Annotated in this window: 14 protein-coding genes; 12 read left to right on the top strand and 2 right to left on the bottom strand. The window is 39.1% G+C overall.

The window, feature by feature from the left end; genetic code table 11:
• The first annotated feature begins 2 nt into the window (after nt 1-2).
• Both MKY17_RS17135 and MKY17_RS17130 read left to right on the top strand, forming a co-directional pair.
• Nucleotides 3-1,391, top strand: a complete 1,389-nt coding sequence (locus tag MKY17_RS17135) for a solute carrier family 23 protein (protein WP_098370666.1) — start codon at nt 3-5, stop codon at nt 1,389-1,391.
• Nucleotides 1,388-2,827, top strand: a complete 1,440-nt coding sequence (locus MKY17_RS17130; RefSeq protein ID WP_098370665.1) for an NAD-dependent succinate-semialdehyde dehydrogenase — start codon at nt 1,388-1,390, stop codon at nt 2,825-2,827. The genes MKY17_RS17135 and MKY17_RS17130 overlap by 4 nt, the downstream gene beginning before the upstream one ends.
• A 324-nt stretch (nt 2,828-3,151) precedes the next feature.
• Here MKY17_RS17130 and anmK read toward each other — a convergent pair whose 3' ends face one another.
• Together anmK and MKY17_RS17120 are read right to left on the bottom strand one after the other, a co-directional pair.
• The gene (anmK, locus tag MKY17_RS17125) at nt 3,152-4,312 is read right to left on the bottom strand and encodes an anhydro-N-acetylmuramic acid kinase AnmK (RefSeq protein ID WP_098370664.1); all 1,161 of its coding nucleotides are present in this window, start codon (nt 4,310-4,312) and stop codon (nt 3,152-3,154) included.
• A gap of 158 nt (nt 4,313-4,470) precedes the next feature.
• Nucleotides 4,471-6,081, bottom strand: coding sequence for a family 10 glycosylhydrolase (locus MKY17_RS17120; protein WP_098370663.1), 1,611 nt, complete (start codon nt 6,079-6,081; stop codon nt 4,471-4,473).
• Between the two features lie 329 nt (nt 6,082-6,410).
• On the opposite strand from MKY17_RS17120, the gene murQ reads away from it, so the two are divergent.
• The 10 genes from murQ (at nt 6,411) to MKY17_RS17070 (ending at nt 15,002) form a co-directional block, all read left to right on the top strand.
• A complete protein-coding gene (gene murQ, locus MKY17_RS17115; protein WP_098370662.1) occupies nt 6,411-7,295 on the top strand; it encodes an N-acetylmuramic acid 6-phosphate etherase in 885 nt (294 codons plus the stop codon).
• Nucleotides 7,296-7,336: 41 nt separating this feature from the next.
• On the top strand, nt 7,337-7,642 hold the full coding sequence (locus MKY17_RS17110; RefSeq protein ID WP_061463755.1) for a PTS sugar transporter subunit IIB: 306 nt from the start codon (nt 7,337-7,339) through the stop codon (nt 7,640-7,642).
• Between the two features lie 49 nt (nt 7,643-7,691).
• Nucleotides 7,692-8,981 carry a PTS sugar transporter subunit IIC gene (locus MKY17_RS17105; RefSeq protein ID WP_098370661.1) on the top strand — a complete coding sequence of 430 codons (1,290 nt, stop codon included), beginning with the start codon at nt 7,692-7,694 and terminating at the stop codon, nt 8,979-8,981.
• 71 nt (nt 8,982-9,052) lie between these two features.
• A complete protein-coding gene (locus tag MKY17_RS17100; RefSeq protein ID WP_098370660.1) occupies nt 9,053-9,337 on the top strand; it encodes a hypothetical protein in 285 nt (94 codons plus the stop codon).
• A gap of 42 nt (nt 9,338-9,379) precedes the next feature.
• The gene (locus tag MKY17_RS17095) at nt 9,380-10,726 is read left to right on the top strand and encodes a 6-phospho-beta-glucosidase (protein WP_098370659.1); all 1,347 of its coding nucleotides are present in this window, start codon (nt 9,380-9,382) and stop codon (nt 10,724-10,726) included.
• Nucleotides 10,727-10,806: 80 nt separating this feature from the next.
• Nucleotides 10,807-11,136 carry a PTS lactose/cellobiose transporter subunit IIA gene (locus MKY17_RS17090; RefSeq protein ID WP_098370658.1) on the top strand — a complete coding sequence of 110 codons (330 nt, stop codon included), beginning with the start codon at nt 10,807-10,809 and terminating at the stop codon, nt 11,134-11,136.
• A 15-nt stretch (nt 11,137-11,151) separates the two neighbouring features.
• A complete protein-coding gene (locus MKY17_RS17085) occupies nt 11,152-12,237 on the top strand; it encodes a MupG family TIM beta-alpha barrel fold protein (RefSeq protein WP_098370657.1) in 1,086 nt (361 codons plus the stop codon).
• Between the two features lie 59 nt (nt 12,238-12,296).
• Nucleotides 12,297-13,193 (top strand): BadF/BadG/BcrA/BcrD ATPase family protein, encoded by an 897-nt coding sequence (locus tag MKY17_RS17080; RefSeq protein ID WP_098370656.1) that lies wholly within the window; start codon nt 12,297-12,299, stop codon nt 13,191-13,193.
• 25 nt (nt 13,194-13,218) lie between these two features.
• A complete protein-coding gene (locus MKY17_RS17075; RefSeq protein WP_098370655.1) occupies nt 13,219-14,085 on the top strand; it encodes a MurR/RpiR family transcriptional regulator in 867 nt (288 codons plus the stop codon).
• Nucleotides 14,086-14,213: 128 nt separating this feature from the next.
• Entirely contained in the window at nt 14,214-15,002 is a 789-nt protein-coding gene (locus tag MKY17_RS17070; RefSeq protein WP_098370654.1) for a GntR family transcriptional regulator, read from the top strand.
• Nucleotides 15,003-15,125: the final 123 nt, after the last annotated feature.

Below are 15,125 nucleotides of genomic sequence, written 5' to 3'. Positions count from 1 at the left end.
ATATGAAATGGAAAAACCGTCGCTACGGAGATGAGACATCGTATATACCTGCGGGACCTTTTAAAATTAGACTTCCATTTGTCCATTATCGTTTTGAGTGGCCTGACTATGTTCAAGGGTTATTGATGTGTGCAGTTGACCTTGGAGCGATTACACTGCTTGCAGACCATCTGGGGATGCCTTTTGATGTAGCTCTAGCCGTCGTTGTCTTGAATGGATTATTGTATTTAGCACATCATTTACTCGGGGACCCAGTTATACCAGGTTGGATTACACCTGCGGTTCCATTGCTTGTATTGTTCGTCGGGCAATTTCCGGAAGGACCTGATCGGGTCTATGCACTCGTTGCATTTCAATTAACATTAGGTATTTTATCGATAGTGCTTGGAATGACCGGACTTGCCAGTAAGGTCGTACGATTAGTGCCGAATGCAATTAAATCAGGCATCATTTTAGGGGCAGGAATTGGTGCTGTCGTATCCATTTTCGAAGTGGGTGGAAAGTTTGATTTATTTCCTTATACAATAAGCATTTGTATCGGATTTGCCTTTTACTTGCTTTTTTCGAAAAATTTCGGAAAGTTAAAAATGCGAAATAAAGTTTGGGTATTCATAGGCAATTTAGGGATATTGCCAGCAATCTTGCTTGCGGTCTTTGTAGCCCCTATTTTTGGTGAAGCAAAATGGCCTGATATTCAATGGGGATTCAGCAGTCCGGACTTTGCTACGCTTTGGTCGGACTATACTGTGTTCGGTTTAGGTTTCCCTGCCTTGACCTTCTTTTTAAGTGCGATTCCAGCTGTTTTTGCCACTTATTTAGTTGTATTCGGGGATGTGCTGAAAACAAAAGCATTGCTTTCTGAATCCGATGAGGTCAGGGAAGATGAAAAAGTGGACTATAATCCAAACAGAGCTCATTTAATTTTTGGCGGCCGAAATGTGATCATGAGTTTTATCGGACCTGATATAACAATGTGCGGTCCGTTGTGGGCAGCCATGCAGGTCGTGGTTGTAGAACGGTTCAAGAATGGCAAGAAAGCCATGAATTCTTTCTTCGGCGGTGCTGGCTCGTTCCGTTGGGGTACGAATACAGGGTTATTCTTATTGCCGGTAGTCAGCTTGGTTGAACCAATTCTCGGTGTGGCCTTGGCCCTAACGCTTTTGGTTCAAGGATATGTTAGCGTACGCGTCGGTGTGATGCAGGCGAAGAGCCAACGTGACCTGGGAATTGCAGGGGTCGTCGCTGCCATCCTTGTTATAAAAGGTGCTGGAATGGCGTTTGCAGCGGGAATTCTATTATGTGTCCTTCTATATGGCAAGGACTTTTTCAAAGGTGAGAATGATAAGACTTTTACAGATCATGCAGAAGAAGAGGAGATTAAAGCAGGATGAAAAAAGTAGTGGAAAAATGGCCAATTTATATAAACGGCGAACCTGTTCATACAGAGCGTCATTTTGTAGTTGAAAATCCAGCAACATTGGAGCCTGTGGGGTATGTTCCGGACGCTAATGAAAAAGAGGCAAAGGCTGCTGTGGATGCAGCTCAAGCTGCTTTTCTGACTTGGTCGAGAACCAGTGCATATCATAGGGCGGAATTACTTGAGAAGTGGTACACGATCATTGAGAACAGGCTGGATGAAATCGCAACGATCATGACACTGGAACAAGGAAAGCCATTGGCCGAAGCAAAAGGTGAAATGAAATATGCTTCAAGTTTCGTGAAATGGTTTGCTGAAGAGGCAAAGCGTAACTATGGGGAAATCATTCCAGCCTCTGTTGCTTCAAAGCGTATTTTAGTGCAAAAGCAGGCAGTCGGTGTCGTTGCTGCCATTACCCCGTGGAACTTTCCTGCTGCCATGATCACGAGGAAAGTGGCGCCAGCCCTTGCTGCAGGATGTACCGTGGTCATCAAACCCGCGGAACAAACGCCTTTGACCGCTTTGCTATTAGTTGAGAGTGCCCAGGAAGCAGGGATTCCGGCAGGTGTGATAAATATTGTAACAACACAAAAACCGGGAGATGTGTCAGACGTCTGGATGAATGATTCACGTGTTAAAAAGATCACATTTACTGGCTCCACTCCTGTAGGAAAACATCTAATGAAAAAGGCGGCAGAAACAGTAAAAAAAGTCTCGCTTGAACTCGGTGGATTGGCTCCGTTCATCATTGCTGAGGATGCTAATATCGAAGAAGCAGTAAATGGTTTGATTCAATCGAAATTCAGAAATGCTGGACAAACATGTATTTGTGCGAACCGAATATATGTCCATGAGACAATTGAACAGCCGTTTTTAGAAGCTTTCGAAGAAGCCGTCTTAACTTTGAAGGTTGGAAATGGAATGGAAGGAACCGATCTTGGTCCATTGATAGATGGAGCCGCAGTAAAAAAAGTTCAGTTTCAATTAGAGGATGCTGCAAGTAAAGGGGCTATCATCCATAAAACCTCAAAAGTAGATGAAAAACAAGGCTATTTTATAGCACCAGCCATACTTTCCAATGTAACGGATGATATGCTGTGCATGCAGGAAGAAACATTTGGGCCAATTGCGCCAGTCAGTACATTCAAAACCGATCAAGAAGCGATCGATCGTGCCAATAACACGAATTTTGGCTTGGCAGCTTATGTGTATACCGAGTCATTAAATAAGGCAGTTGCCTATTCGGATAGTCTTGAATATGGGATTGTCGGTATTAATGACAGTGCCCCATCCACTGCCCAAGCACCATTTGGAGGCATGAAGGAAAGTGGTTTAGGCAGGGAAGGTGGACACTACGGCATGGATGAATATTTGGAAGTGAAGTATGTCTCCATGCAGCTTGGTAAGTAATAAAATAGAAGAGTCCGTCATGATTCTTCAGGCAAAAAAAAGAGCAGAAGGCACATCAAATATCGATGTGCCTCCTGCTCTTTTCCAATGGTTAAAAAGCATACGTTCCTTCAATGGAAAATCCAAATATGACGTTATTTTCTTCAAATAGCTGCTTCAGAATAAATACTCCAAGTGGGGGGGACGTTTACAGATATGTAAGGGGGATCGCAATCATACTAGGTGATTGCCATTAAAGTGAATTTATGACGGATCAAATGAAAAAACCCCCTAAGAAATCTAAGGGGGAAGGGAGGCATTTAGTAAACATATTTTATCTTATGTTTACTTACTAATTCGATATAAAGGAGGGAAGGTCATGTTTCCAAGGATGACATCGAAGTCAGCACCGGTAGCCTTGGGAACGTTACTTGTATTACCATGGAAAGTCTCATTTGCAAGTAATGCAAAGGCCACCGCTTCTTTCGCTTCGGAAGAGTATCCCAAATCTTCTTGAGTCAAGACTTGAATAGAATTTCCAAGCAGTAATTGAATCATATTTAATAACGTTTTGTTATAGCTTCCACCGCCGCCAATAATCACTTCTTCAATATTGGTTTTTGGAAAGATGAAATTTTGATAGTTCTCCACAATGGACTTTGCTGTAAACATCGTTACTGTTGCTAAAATATCTTGACTTGGAAGTGATTCAAACATCTTTAATAGTTTTAATACATATTCCTTGCCAAACAATTCCCTGCCAGTTGATTTTGGAGGAGGGCTCATAATAAAAGGATGACTGATGCAATAAGATAAAAGTTCGTCATTGATTTTTCCTTGTTTAGCTATGTTACCACCTTCGTCATAGCTTATATTGAACAATTGGCGGCATACTTCATCAATGATCATATTTCCAGGCCCTGTATCAAAAGCATACATGTCATTAAGAGATGCTTGCTTGGGTAAGACGGTTACATTTCCAATGCCCCCTATGTTTTGAAGTAATCTTCCCTTCACTTCACTTCTATAAAGAATGTATTCGGTAAAAGGAACAAGAGGAGCTCCTTGTCCACCAGCTGCCATGTCCATCGTACGAAAATTAGAGATTACTAGTGTGTTTGTATCGTGAGCAATTACTGCGGCTTCCCCAATTTGCAAAGTGGAGGGTATATAATTTTGGTCCTTTAAAGGCTGGTGGTAAATGGTTTGTCCATGGGATCCAATAAGATCCAGTTTATTAATGGGAAATCCAGCTTTATGACAAACTTCCTTTACCGCATTGGCAAATAATTTTCCTAATTTAAAATTCAAACTGCATATTAATTGAACATTGGATGTGACTGCAGATAAAGACTGGATAATTTCTTTTTCAATATCCTTTGGGAAAGGGCATGTCATGAACTCAATCATTTCCATTTCAGTCTCGAGTCCACTATTATTCACCCGAACAAGTGCGGCATCAATTCCATCCAGCGATGTTCCGGACATTAATCCAACTATGTACATCGTCATTCCACCTACTTCGATTCTTTTATAATCCTGATTTAGCATGAACAGTATATGATACTAAGATAAGACCATTTCTAATATATTGTTTAATATATACCTTACGTCCATTGTTCACTGGCATGCGCCACTTGAACCGTAAAGCTATTTCTTGAAGATTATTTTACTTTTATATTAATCTGTTTAGTTTGTTTACTTTCATTGTGGGTTCGGTCTAAGGCAGTCACAACATATGTGTAAGTCTTTCCTTTTTCTACACTGCCGTCAATAAACAATTGACGTTTATTTTCTTTATGCACTGTGGCAAGTAAGTTCGTTGAGTCTTCTATGTTTCCTTTTTTCTTCCCATCAAAACGATAAATAGCATAATAGGATGCATCTGATTGCTTGTGATCGTGAATTTCAAATTGTATTCCATCTCCTGCTTGTGTTGCCTTGCTCACCTTTGGAGCCTTTGGGGCATGATCATCAATCCAAGGCATGGCAGGAACCAATGCGGGATGCTTATAAATATCCTCGCTTAAGCGATCCGCTATCCCAAGGGGGTTTTTCCGTAAATCTTTGGCACTGAAATGCATGCTTCCATCAAATTCCTTATATGTTCGATTCAGTTTTAACTGGTTTGGCATTTCTTCAGGATTGAACCAGTTTTGGACACCATTGGACTCTGTATTAATTTTATAGTCTCCTTGTCCAATATAGAGTTGAACATTTTTACCTTCGACTTCTTTTGTCCACCAATCAAGAAGTTTGGCATAGTCAGCTACTGGCAATCCTATATTCCAATATAATTGAGGGGCAATATAATCAATGTATCCATTATTGATCCACGTTCTGGTATCCGCATATAAATCATCGTAATTCGTTTGTCCAGCGGCAGTGTCAGATCCTGTGGGATCAACTGCTTTGTTGCGCCAAACTCCAAATGGGCTTATACCAAACTTCACATATGATTTTTCTGCTTTGATTTCTTCATTTATAGTCTTAACAAGGTTATTTACATTATCCCTTCGCCAATCTTCCACATTTGTAAATCTATCTGCTCCATATTTTTGATAGGAAATTTCATCTGGGAAAGGTACTCCTGCAATTTTGTAAGGATAGAAATAATCGTCCATATGGACTGCATCAATATCATAATTCTTAACAACTTCCATTATTCCATCGATCACAAACCGTTGTACGCCAGGAATGCCTGGGTCAAAGTACAACTGTTGTCCATATGGTATGACCCAATCAGGGTGCTTTCTAGCAGGATGAGATTCTGGAAGATTATCAATATCCGATAATTCAGCTGTCTTACCTAAAGGCATAGTAATGCGATATGGATTAAACCACGCATGAAATTCCATATTACGATCATGTGCTGCCTCTACCATGAATGCAAGAGGGTCATACCCAGGGTCTTTTCCTTGGACTCCTGTTAAATATTTTGACCAAAGACCGTATTCAGAAGGGTAAAAAGCATCTGCAGTTGGTTTAATTTGCATAACTACAGCATTCATCCCCATTGCTTTTTGTTCATCCAAATATTTTATGAATTCTTCTTTCTGTGCTGATATGGATAAACCTGGTTTGGACGGCCAGTCAATATTTAATACAGTTGCAATCCAAGTTGCGCGCAGTTCCTGTTTTACATAAGTAGTTTGCTGAGGGATAGTCCCCGTTTCTGCATGTGCAATCAAATCGGATGGAAGGAGAAGTGATCCGCCCACCAAAGCGGCTAGCGCCAGTGAACCAAATCTTGTCTTTGTAATTCTTTCATTCATCAATAGTACAACCTCATTTCATTATAATATTTATATTTAATTATTTGTAAGCGTTAACAAATAATGAATATATGAATTTGTCACTTATGAATAGTGAGATAAGATTTAAACAATAAAAAGAATCGGAGGTTTGGTTCATAAAATGGCTAGTCAATCATTTCTAATTTTTAGTAGAAAGATAACAATCATTTAGCTATCTACCGTTTATTTTAAAATTAATTTTTAAAAATGTATACACAATATTGAAATTAATTTTTAATAATGATATATTCTCTATAGCTAAAAAAGTTTCACCACTTTCACCACTGAAATAAAAAAGGATGATATGTATGCTAGAGCATTTAACGACAGAGCGTCGTAATGAAAAGACCATGAGTTTGGATGAAATGGGAACACTTGAATTTTTAGAGGTAATGAACGAAGAAGACATTAAAGTTGCCCATTGTGTAAAAAAAGAACTTCCGCAAATTTCTAAAGCCGTGGAGATGATCGTCGAAGCCATGAAAAAAAACGGCAGATTAATTTACATGGGTGCAGGAACAAGCGGGCGCATCGGGTTATTGGATGCAGTAGAATGTCCCCCGACATTTAATACCGATCCTAGTGAAGTTGTGGGTCTTATAGCCGGTGGGGAAAAGGCTTTCATTAAGGCAGTTGAAGGTGCTGAAGACAGTTTTGAATTAGGTCCTGAAGATTTGAAGAAAATCGAATTAACAAACAGGGACGTGGTAGTGGGCATTGCAGCTAGTGGACGCACTCCATATGTTATTGCTGGATTGGAATATGCCAATCAAGTTGGTGCAGGAACTGTGTCGATAAGCTGTAACAAAGGTTCTGAGATAGGTAAGATTGCAAAAGTTGCGATTGAAGTTGTAAACGGGCCTGAAGTCCTGACGGGTTCTACCCGTTTAAAAGCTGGAACATCGCAAAAGTTAGTATGCAACATGCTTTCCACCGCCTCAATGGTTGGAGTTGGTAAAGTTTATGGTAATTTAATGGTAGATTTACAGTTAACTAATGAAAAGCTAGTTGAACGCGCAAAACGTATTATCATGGATGCTACTGACTGTAGCTATGAAATTGCAGATGAATTTTTAAAAAAGGCAAATGCCCAGCCTAAAATTGCAATTGTCATGATTTTAACGAATGTTTCATATGAAGAAGCCTCAAATCGTTTAGTGAAAGCACAAGGATTCATAAGAAAAACGATTTAACGCTTTTTATAAAAAAAATAAAAAAATTGGAGGAACAAAGAATGAAGGTATTATTCGTATGCTCAGGTGGAATGTCTAGTGCAATCGTTGTAAGCGCTTTAAAAAAGGAAGGGGAAAAACAGGGTGTAACCATAGAAGTATTGGCAGTCGGCACTCAAGAATTTGATGCAGAAGTACGAAATGGCTGGGATGTTGCAATGGTAGCTCCGCAAGTCAAACATCGTTTCGATGGCTTTAAGGCATCGGCAGATGAAGCGGGCGTCCCATGTGAAGCCATTCCAGCCCAAGCTTACAGCCCTCTTGGCGGACCTAAACTATTAAAACTGGTAACGGAACTAGCAAAATAATAAACTAATTACTATTTCTTTTCACTAAACGTAAAAGGGGAAAACACGAATGGACAAGTTTGTAGCTTTTTTAGAAAATAATCTTTCAACACCTATGGCTAAATTGTCTGAGCAAAAACATTTACGCGCGATTCGGGATGGTGTGGTTTCTGCGTTACCTTTCATCATCTTTGGCAGTTTATTCTTGATCATTGCATTTCCGCCCGTTGCAGCAGATACTGCATTAGGTGAATGGTCTGCAAAACATATAGCTGAAATTTTAATTCCATATCGATTAACGATGTTTATCATGACGCTATATATTACTTTTGGTATAGGCTACAGTTTATCTCAAAGCTATAAACTTGATCCGCTATCTGGAGGTTTACTATCATTAGCAGCCTTCCTGTTCACAATTGGTGTAAAGATGATGGATGATGTGGGGTTTGTTTTGCCAATGACAAACCTCGGAGGCCATGGTCTTTTTGTAGGAATGATTGTATCCATTTTTGCTGTCGAAATTTTACGTCTTTGTAAGACAAAAAATATCACAATCAAAATGCCTGATTCTGTTCCAACTTCAGTGGCCCGTTCATTTGAAGCATTAATACCAGTTTCAATTGTACTGCTTGTTATGACTTTAATTACAGTCGTTTTTGCTGTTGATTTACATTCACTTGTCGATAAAGCGGTTGCACCACTCATCAGTGCAGGCGATACATTGCCAGGTGTATTAATTCCAGTATTTTTGATTACATTCTTTTGGTCATTTGGTATTCATGGCGTATCAGTCGTAGGTGCCGTAGCTCGCCCGGTATGGGAAGTATACTTGGGGAATAACTCTGCAGCGGTTGCAGCTGGAAAGGCAATTCCCCACATCGCTCCTGAAACATTCTTCCAATGGTTTATTTGGATTGGTGGGTCTGGTGCAACATTGGGTTTAGTAATAGCCATGCTCTTAACGGCAAAGTCTACCTATAGTAAAGCAATGGGGAAAGCAACAATTGTGCCAAGCATTTTTAACATCAATGAACCTGTCATCTTTGGGATGCCAATTGTACTAAACCCGGTACTGATTATTCCATTTATCATTACACCGCTAATTGGTGCAACACTTGCATATATAGCAACGTCCATCGGACTGGTGAACCCGACATATGTAATGGTTCCCTGGACATTGCCCGCTCCAATAGGTGCCTACCTTTCAACAGGCGGTGATTGGAGAGCCATTGTTCTAGTGATGGTGAATTTAACTATTTCCGTTATTATTTATCTGCCATTCTTTAAGATGTACGATAAAAAGCTTTTAGCGCAGGAAAACATGGTGGAAACAACGGATAATAAAAATATCGCTTTATAAGGAATACCTAAAAGGGAGTTTGGGACTAAATGCTCCAAACTCCTTTTATGAATTGAGAGGGGGGAAAGGACATGAATTCAACTTCTAGAATCCACTTTTTTAGTTACAAAAGTGCCTTTCTATTTTTTAGCTTCATTCTTGTTTTTAATTTTATCTTTAACAGATTCATGGATGCCTTTGAGATAAATAAACAATTATCACTATACTTGGGAAATACCTTTGCCATAAGCGCAGGATTGACGATGGTTGTTTGTTTTGTTGAAGGTAAGTTTAAAAACAAGAAACAAGCATCACTATTATTCTTGTCTTTATTAGCGGTAAGCGCACTGGTTTGTTATGCAATCATCTATAAATAAAAATGAAGAATTCAGATTAGCTTACTATGAGGTGTTAGGGGAATGGAAATGAAAAACGGGTTGAAGATTGCCACAATTGGTGGAGGCTCCAGTTATACACCAGAATTAATAGAAGGTTTTATTAAACGATATGATGAGTTGCCTATTAGTGAACTGTGGTTAGTGGATATTGAGGCAGGAAAAGAAAAACTGGAGATTGTAGGAACATTAGCAAAGCGTATGGTTGAAAAAGCAGGACTTCCAATGGAAATACATTTAACGTTAGACCGCCGTCAAGCCTTGCAAAATGCTGATTTTGTCACAACGCAAATGAGAGTGGGTTTACTTGATGCACGAATCAAGGACGAGCGGATCCCATTGGAATTAGGCTTAATTGGTCAAGAAACAAATGGTGCAGGAGGATTATCCAAAGCATTACGAACTATCCCCATACTTCTGGAAATTGCAGAAGAAATGCAGGAGCTCTGCCCTGATGCATGGTTAATTAATTTCACAAATCCTGCTGGGATGGTAACGGAAGCCCTTCTCCGCTACAGCAAGCATAAAAAAGTCATTGGGGTATGCAATGTTCCATTTAATATGCATATGTCTATTTCTAACATGCTTGGTGTTGATATGAAGAGAGTGCACATAGATTTCGCCGGGTTAAACCATATGGTTTTCGGGATGCATGTGTTCGTTGATGATCAAGAAGTCACAGATAAAGTGCTTGAAATGCTTGGCAATCCTGAAATTCAACTGACGATGAAGAATATTGCCCCATTGGCTTGGAACAGAAGATTTTTGAAATCTTTAGGAGTGGTGCCTTGCCCGTACCATCGTTATTATTACAAAACAAAAACGATTTTAGAAGAAGAGTTGGAAGCATTCAAATCTGGGGAAACTCGAGCAGAAGTTGTGAAAAAATTAGAAGAAGGTTTGTTTGACCTATACAAGGATGAAACTCTTGACATCAAGCCTCCACAATTAGAGCAACGCGGTGGAGCTTACTATAGCGATGCAGCGTGTAACGTCATTTCTTCCATTTATAATGATAAAAAAGACATTCAAGTGCTAAATGTACAAAACAAAGGATCGATTACTGATATAGATTATGATTCAGCAGTCGAAGTAAGCTGTATCGTCACCAAAAATGGACCAATTCCTTTGTCTATGGGTAAATTACCCATACAAGTGCTTGGCTTAATTCAACAAATCAAATCATTTGAAAGAATTGGTGCTGAGGCAGCCGTTACAGGTTCTTATGATAAAGCGTTATTAGCTTTAACGATTAACCCGCTTATTCCAAGTGATGACTTGGCGGAAATTGTTTTACAAAAACTTTTAAAAGCGCATCAAGAATACTTACCACGATTCTTCAGTGAAAATGCTGTACCAAACATCAAGTGAATCGTGTTTTAAACAGTAAATATGGATTACAGGAATCCAATGAACCTTCAAAATCTAACATAAAATAGGAGTGTAATGATATGTCAACTGAAATGAACAATAACGAAATGGAGATTTTTGAAATAATATCACATAGTGGAAATGCGAGAAGTTTAGCATTCGACGCACTGAAAGAAGCGGAAGAATTCAATTTTGAAAAGGCAGAGGATCTAATTAAACAAGGTCAGGAAGAATTGAACTTGGCCCATAAAACACAAACCAAACTGATTCAAGCAGAATTGAATGGAGTTCCAAGTGAGAAAACTCTATTAATGATTCATGCTCAGGATCACTTGATGACGGCAATGAGTGAACAAAAGCTAATTGAACATATGATTCGCATTGTAAAAAAGCTAGCTCCACAACAGTAAAGAGGTGATTAAATAATGGGTAAACTCGGTATTTCTATCTATCCAGAGCATTCAACCGTTGAAAAAGACATGGAATACATTGCACTTGCACACAAATATGGATTCAAAAAGATCTTTACTTGCTTGCTATCAGTCGAAGGTGACAAAGAGAAGATTTTAAAAGAATTTAAAGAAACAATTCGTTATGCCAATCAATTGAATATGGAAGTGATGGTCGATATTGCTCCCCGAGTATTCGGTTCGCTAGGCATTTCTTATAATGACTTATCGTTTTTTGCAGAATTAGGTGCGTATGGGATCAGGCTGGACATGGGCTTTACAGGTAACGAAGAGTCGATTATGACACATAATCCATATGGTCTCAAAATTGAAATAAATATGAGCAATGCAACAAAATATTTAGAAAATATTATCGATTACAAACCAATTAAAGAGAATTTAGTCGGATCGCATAACTTCTATCCTCATCGCTATGCAGGATTGAGCTATCCTCATTTTATAAAATGCTGTGAGTCATTCAAAAAGCATAATATCCGCACGGCAGCTTTCATAAGCTCGCATGCAGCAACGTACGGACCTTGGCCAATAATGGAAGGTTTATGTACATTAGAAATGCACCGGGAATTGCCCATTACAACACAAGCAAAACACTTGTATGCGACAGGGTTGATTGATGATGTAATTATTGCAAATGCCTACGCATCCGAAGATGAATTGAAGCAGCTTAGCCTGTTAAATAGCGCTCTGTTAACATTTAATGTTAACCTTCACGAAACCATAACAGCTTTAGAGAAAAAAATAGTATTGGAAGAATTCCATTTTTACCGTGGAGATGTTTCCGATTATCTTATTCGCTCGACTCAATCACGCGTGAAATATAAGGGCAAAGAATTTAAACCAACATATACGCCTGACATTAGACGCGGTGATATTTTAATTGAAAATGAGCTCTATGGACAATATAAAGGGGAATTGCAGATTGCATTGAAGGAAATGAATAATTCGGGGAAAACAAATGTAGTTGGCCGAATAGCGGAAGAGGAAATTTTTCTCCTCGATTATTTGGAACCATGGGGTAAATTCCAATTCAATGTTAATTGAGAATCTACAGGGAAGGAAAGGTGATATTCCTTCCCTTTTTTACTGAATAGGAGAATGATATGAATTATATTATCGGTGTTGACGGCGGTGGCACCAAAACTGAAGCAGTGGCCTATGATTTAGAGGGAAATAAAATAAGTGAAGGCAAAGCGGGGTATGGTAACCTGCTAATAAATGAAAAACAAGCCATCGCTAACATTATACAGGCAATTGAACAATGCATAACGCCTATTGATAAGGGAAGCTGCGGTTACATTTGCTTAGGTTTAGCCGGGTATGGAGGAGTTGAAAATCCGCAGGGTATAAAAAGTGCATTAAGCAGGGCATTTAATGCCCCGTTCACGATCGTAAATGATGGAATTATCGCTCATGCTGCTTTACTAAAAGGAAATGATGGCATTTTGACCATATCCGGAACTGGATCTGTAAGTATCGGCATTCATAAAGGTATCGAGAAATCGGCTGGTGGCTGGGGACACATTCTTGGGGATGAAGGAAGTGGCTATTGGATTGCCATGCAGGCTTTTATAAAAATGACGAAAGAAGAGGATGAGGGATATGAATATAGCCATTTAACCGAGACAATACTTAAAAAACTTGGGCTTCATAGTGTAATGGAACTGAAGAAATTCATTTATTCCGCCACGAAATCCGAGATTGCCGCGTTTGTTCCCCTAATTGTCCAACATGCGGAGAAGGGCGATGGTTTCTCGCAAAAAGTGCTGAATCAGGCCGGGTACCACCTTTCAAAACAAACGCTTGAGGTTATCAAGAAGTTAAAGTTAAGTAAGAATGTTACAATTGCAATAAAAGGTAGCATATTGACAAATATACGATTGGTGCAAAGCTCTTTCATCAATCATATTAAACTTGAAAAACCAAATGTGAAATTTGTTTTGGATGACGTATCAGCTACCTTGGGTTGTTACTACATAGCAATGAAGCAGTTAAAGTAAGTAAAGATCAAGGAGAGTAAACCATATGCACGTTGAAAATATTTTATTGAGAATTGAAAGCTTATTGAACCAGTTGCCTAATTCAGAAAGGAAAATTGCCCAATATATCTTAGAAAATCCACAAGATATTATTAGAATGACGATACATGAATTAGCTGAACATGCCAATGCCAGCAGTTCTGCAGTAACGAGATTCTGTCATTCTATAAAAGTTAACAGTTTTTCAGAACTGAAGGTATCCCTATCATCACTGATTTCCCAACCGGAGAAAAAAGGTTTCCATGACATAGAGCCTAATGAAACAATAGCGTCCATTAAAAATAAAATAGTGTCCAACTCTGTCCAAGCTATACAAGAAACGGCACATTATTTGGATGAGACCGTACTTGACAAAATCATTGAAACCATGAGGAGTGCAGATGTGATTTATGTCTATGGATTAGGGGCGTCATGGCTTGTTGCTGAAGATATTACACAGAAGTGGTTACGGTTAGGAAAGATTGTAAGTGCTAATCAAGACCCGCATATTACGGCCACTGCACTCGCTGCATCATCAAAGAATACCGTTTTTTTCTGTATTTCCAATAGTGGCGAAACTGAAGAAGTTCTGGAACTCGTTGATATTGCTAAAGCATATGGAATTAAAACAATTGGTTTATCACGATTGGGGAACAATGGGCTAACTAAAAAAGTTGATATGTCCCTAAATCATGTACGTGCACCGGAGGCAAAATTCCGAAGTGCTGCAACAAGTTCGCTTTTTGCACAATTTCTAACGGTCAGCATTATTTTCTATGCGTACGTTTCAAAATTCTATGATGAAAATAAAAATGAAATTGAACGTTCAAGGGAATCGGTATTGAAATTCACAAAAAGGAATTTGGATACTTAAATGTGAGTCTTATACTTATCGTGTTTATTAGCATGGATAGGGTCAACGAACGGAATTTTAGCTTGAGATGTTTCCGAACAGGATGCCTTGTGAAATTTACATCACGATGAAAGGAAGATGTACGCTAAATGATCCAAAAGAATTCTCCGAGTCCCATTTATCATCAACTTGAAGAGGAGATTAAAGGAGCGATTCAAAGTCTTGAATTGGTGCCAGGAGAGATGATTCCTTCAGAAAAAGAATACACTGAAAAATATGGAATAAGCAGGATGACGGTGAGACAGGCCATTTCTAACCTCGTAAATGGCGGTTATTTATACAGGAAGCGGGGAAAAGGAACATTCGTTGCTCAACAAAAATTAGAGCAACCCTTGCAAGGATTAACAAACTTTTCAGAGGATATGATTTCAAGAGGACTTAAACCAAGTACAGGAGTCATCAGTTTTACAGAGGTCAATGCTGATCATGAACTTGCTGCAAAGCTTGAGGTTGAAGAAGGAACTTCTATTTTCGAACTGGAACGTGTGAGGCTTGCTGATCAGTTGCCGATGGCATATGAAAGGCTATACATCTCAAAAGATCTTGCCCCGGATCTAACGGAAGAAATAGCCGTGAGTTCCATTCATGACTATGTTGATAAAAACTTTGGCTTACAAATCGAGCATGGCAGACAGGTAATTGAAGCCGCCATTGCTCAAAAAAAAGAGGCGGAAATGCTCGAGGTAGCCGAAGGTTCCCCTTTATTGCTGATAGAACGAAGATTTATCCTAGATACCAATCGACCCCTTGGGGTTGTCAGATCTGTCTACCGTGCAGATCGATATAAATGCAGGATTAATTTGGAGCGTATATCATCAGCAATGAAAAACAGAATCCCACTCTTAAATAATAATAGCGAAAATAACTTATCTGGATAAGTTAAAACCCCTTGCCAATATGGACAAGGGGTTTTTTAGTAGAATATCACTTTTCAAGTTTGAGAGTTTTCTAGCTCGAAAAGGAAGGGTACTTTGAAAAATTAAGGAATTACAATCCGGGAC

Origin of the sequence: Peribacillus sp. FSL P2-0133 (assembly GCF_037975445.1) — a bacterium.
Taxonomy (GTDB): domain Bacteria; phylum Bacillota; class Bacilli; order Bacillales; family DSM-1321; genus Peribacillus; species Peribacillus simplex_E.
The sequence above is the reverse complement of the archived record's forward strand: the minus strand, read 5'-3'. Positions and strand labels throughout refer to the sequence as shown.

What these genes read in the sequence shown, in the direction of transcription:
- MKY17_RS17135 (WP_098370666.1), top strand. Translation starts at nt 3, where the DNA reads ATGAAATGGAAAAACCGTCGCTACGGAGATGAGACATCGTATATACCT.
- MKY17_RS17090 (WP_098370658.1), top strand. Translation starts at nt 10,807, where the DNA reads ATGTCAACTGAAATGAACAATAACGAAATGGAGATTTTTGAAATAATA.
- MKY17_RS17110 (WP_061463755.1), top strand. Translation starts at nt 7,337, where the DNA reads ATGAAGGTATTATTCGTATGCTCAGGTGGAATGTCTAGTGCAATCGTT.
- MKY17_RS17070 (WP_098370654.1), top strand. Translation starts at nt 14,214, where the DNA reads ATGATCCAAAAGAATTCTCCGAGTCCCATTTATCATCAACTTGAAGAG.
- MKY17_RS17105 (WP_098370661.1), top strand. Translation starts at nt 7,692, where the DNA reads ATGGACAAGTTTGTAGCTTTTTTAGAAAATAATCTTTCAACACCTATG.
- murQ (WP_098370662.1), top strand. Translation starts at nt 6,411, where the DNA reads ATGCTAGAGCATTTAACGACAGAGCGTCGTAATGAAAAGACCATGAGT.
- MKY17_RS17130 (WP_098370665.1), top strand. Translation starts at nt 1,388, where the DNA reads ATGAAAAAAGTAGTGGAAAAATGGCCAATTTATATAAACGGCGAACCT.
- MKY17_RS17075 (WP_098370655.1), top strand. Translation starts at nt 13,219, where the DNA reads ATGCACGTTGAAAATATTTTATTGAGAATTGAAAGCTTATTGAACCAG.
- MKY17_RS17080 (WP_098370656.1), top strand. Translation starts at nt 12,297, where the DNA reads ATGAATTATATTATCGGTGTTGACGGCGGTGGCACCAAAACTGAAGCA.
- MKY17_RS17085 (WP_098370657.1), top strand. Translation starts at nt 11,152, where the DNA reads ATGGGTAAACTCGGTATTTCTATCTATCCAGAGCATTCAACCGTTGAA.
- anmK (WP_098370664.1), bottom strand. Translation starts at nt 4,312, where the DNA reads ATGTACATAGTTGGATTAATGTCCGGAACATCGCTGGATGGAATTGAT.
- MKY17_RS17100 (WP_098370660.1), top strand. Translation starts at nt 9,053, where the DNA reads ATGAATTCAACTTCTAGAATCCACTTTTTTAGTTACAAAAGTGCCTTT.
- MKY17_RS17095 (WP_098370659.1), top strand. Translation starts at nt 9,380, where the DNA reads ATGGAAATGAAAAACGGGTTGAAGATTGCCACAATTGGTGGAGGCTCC.
- MKY17_RS17120 (WP_098370663.1), bottom strand. Translation starts at nt 6,081, where the DNA reads ATGAATGAAAGAATTACAAAGACAAGATTTGGTTCACTGGCGCTAGCC.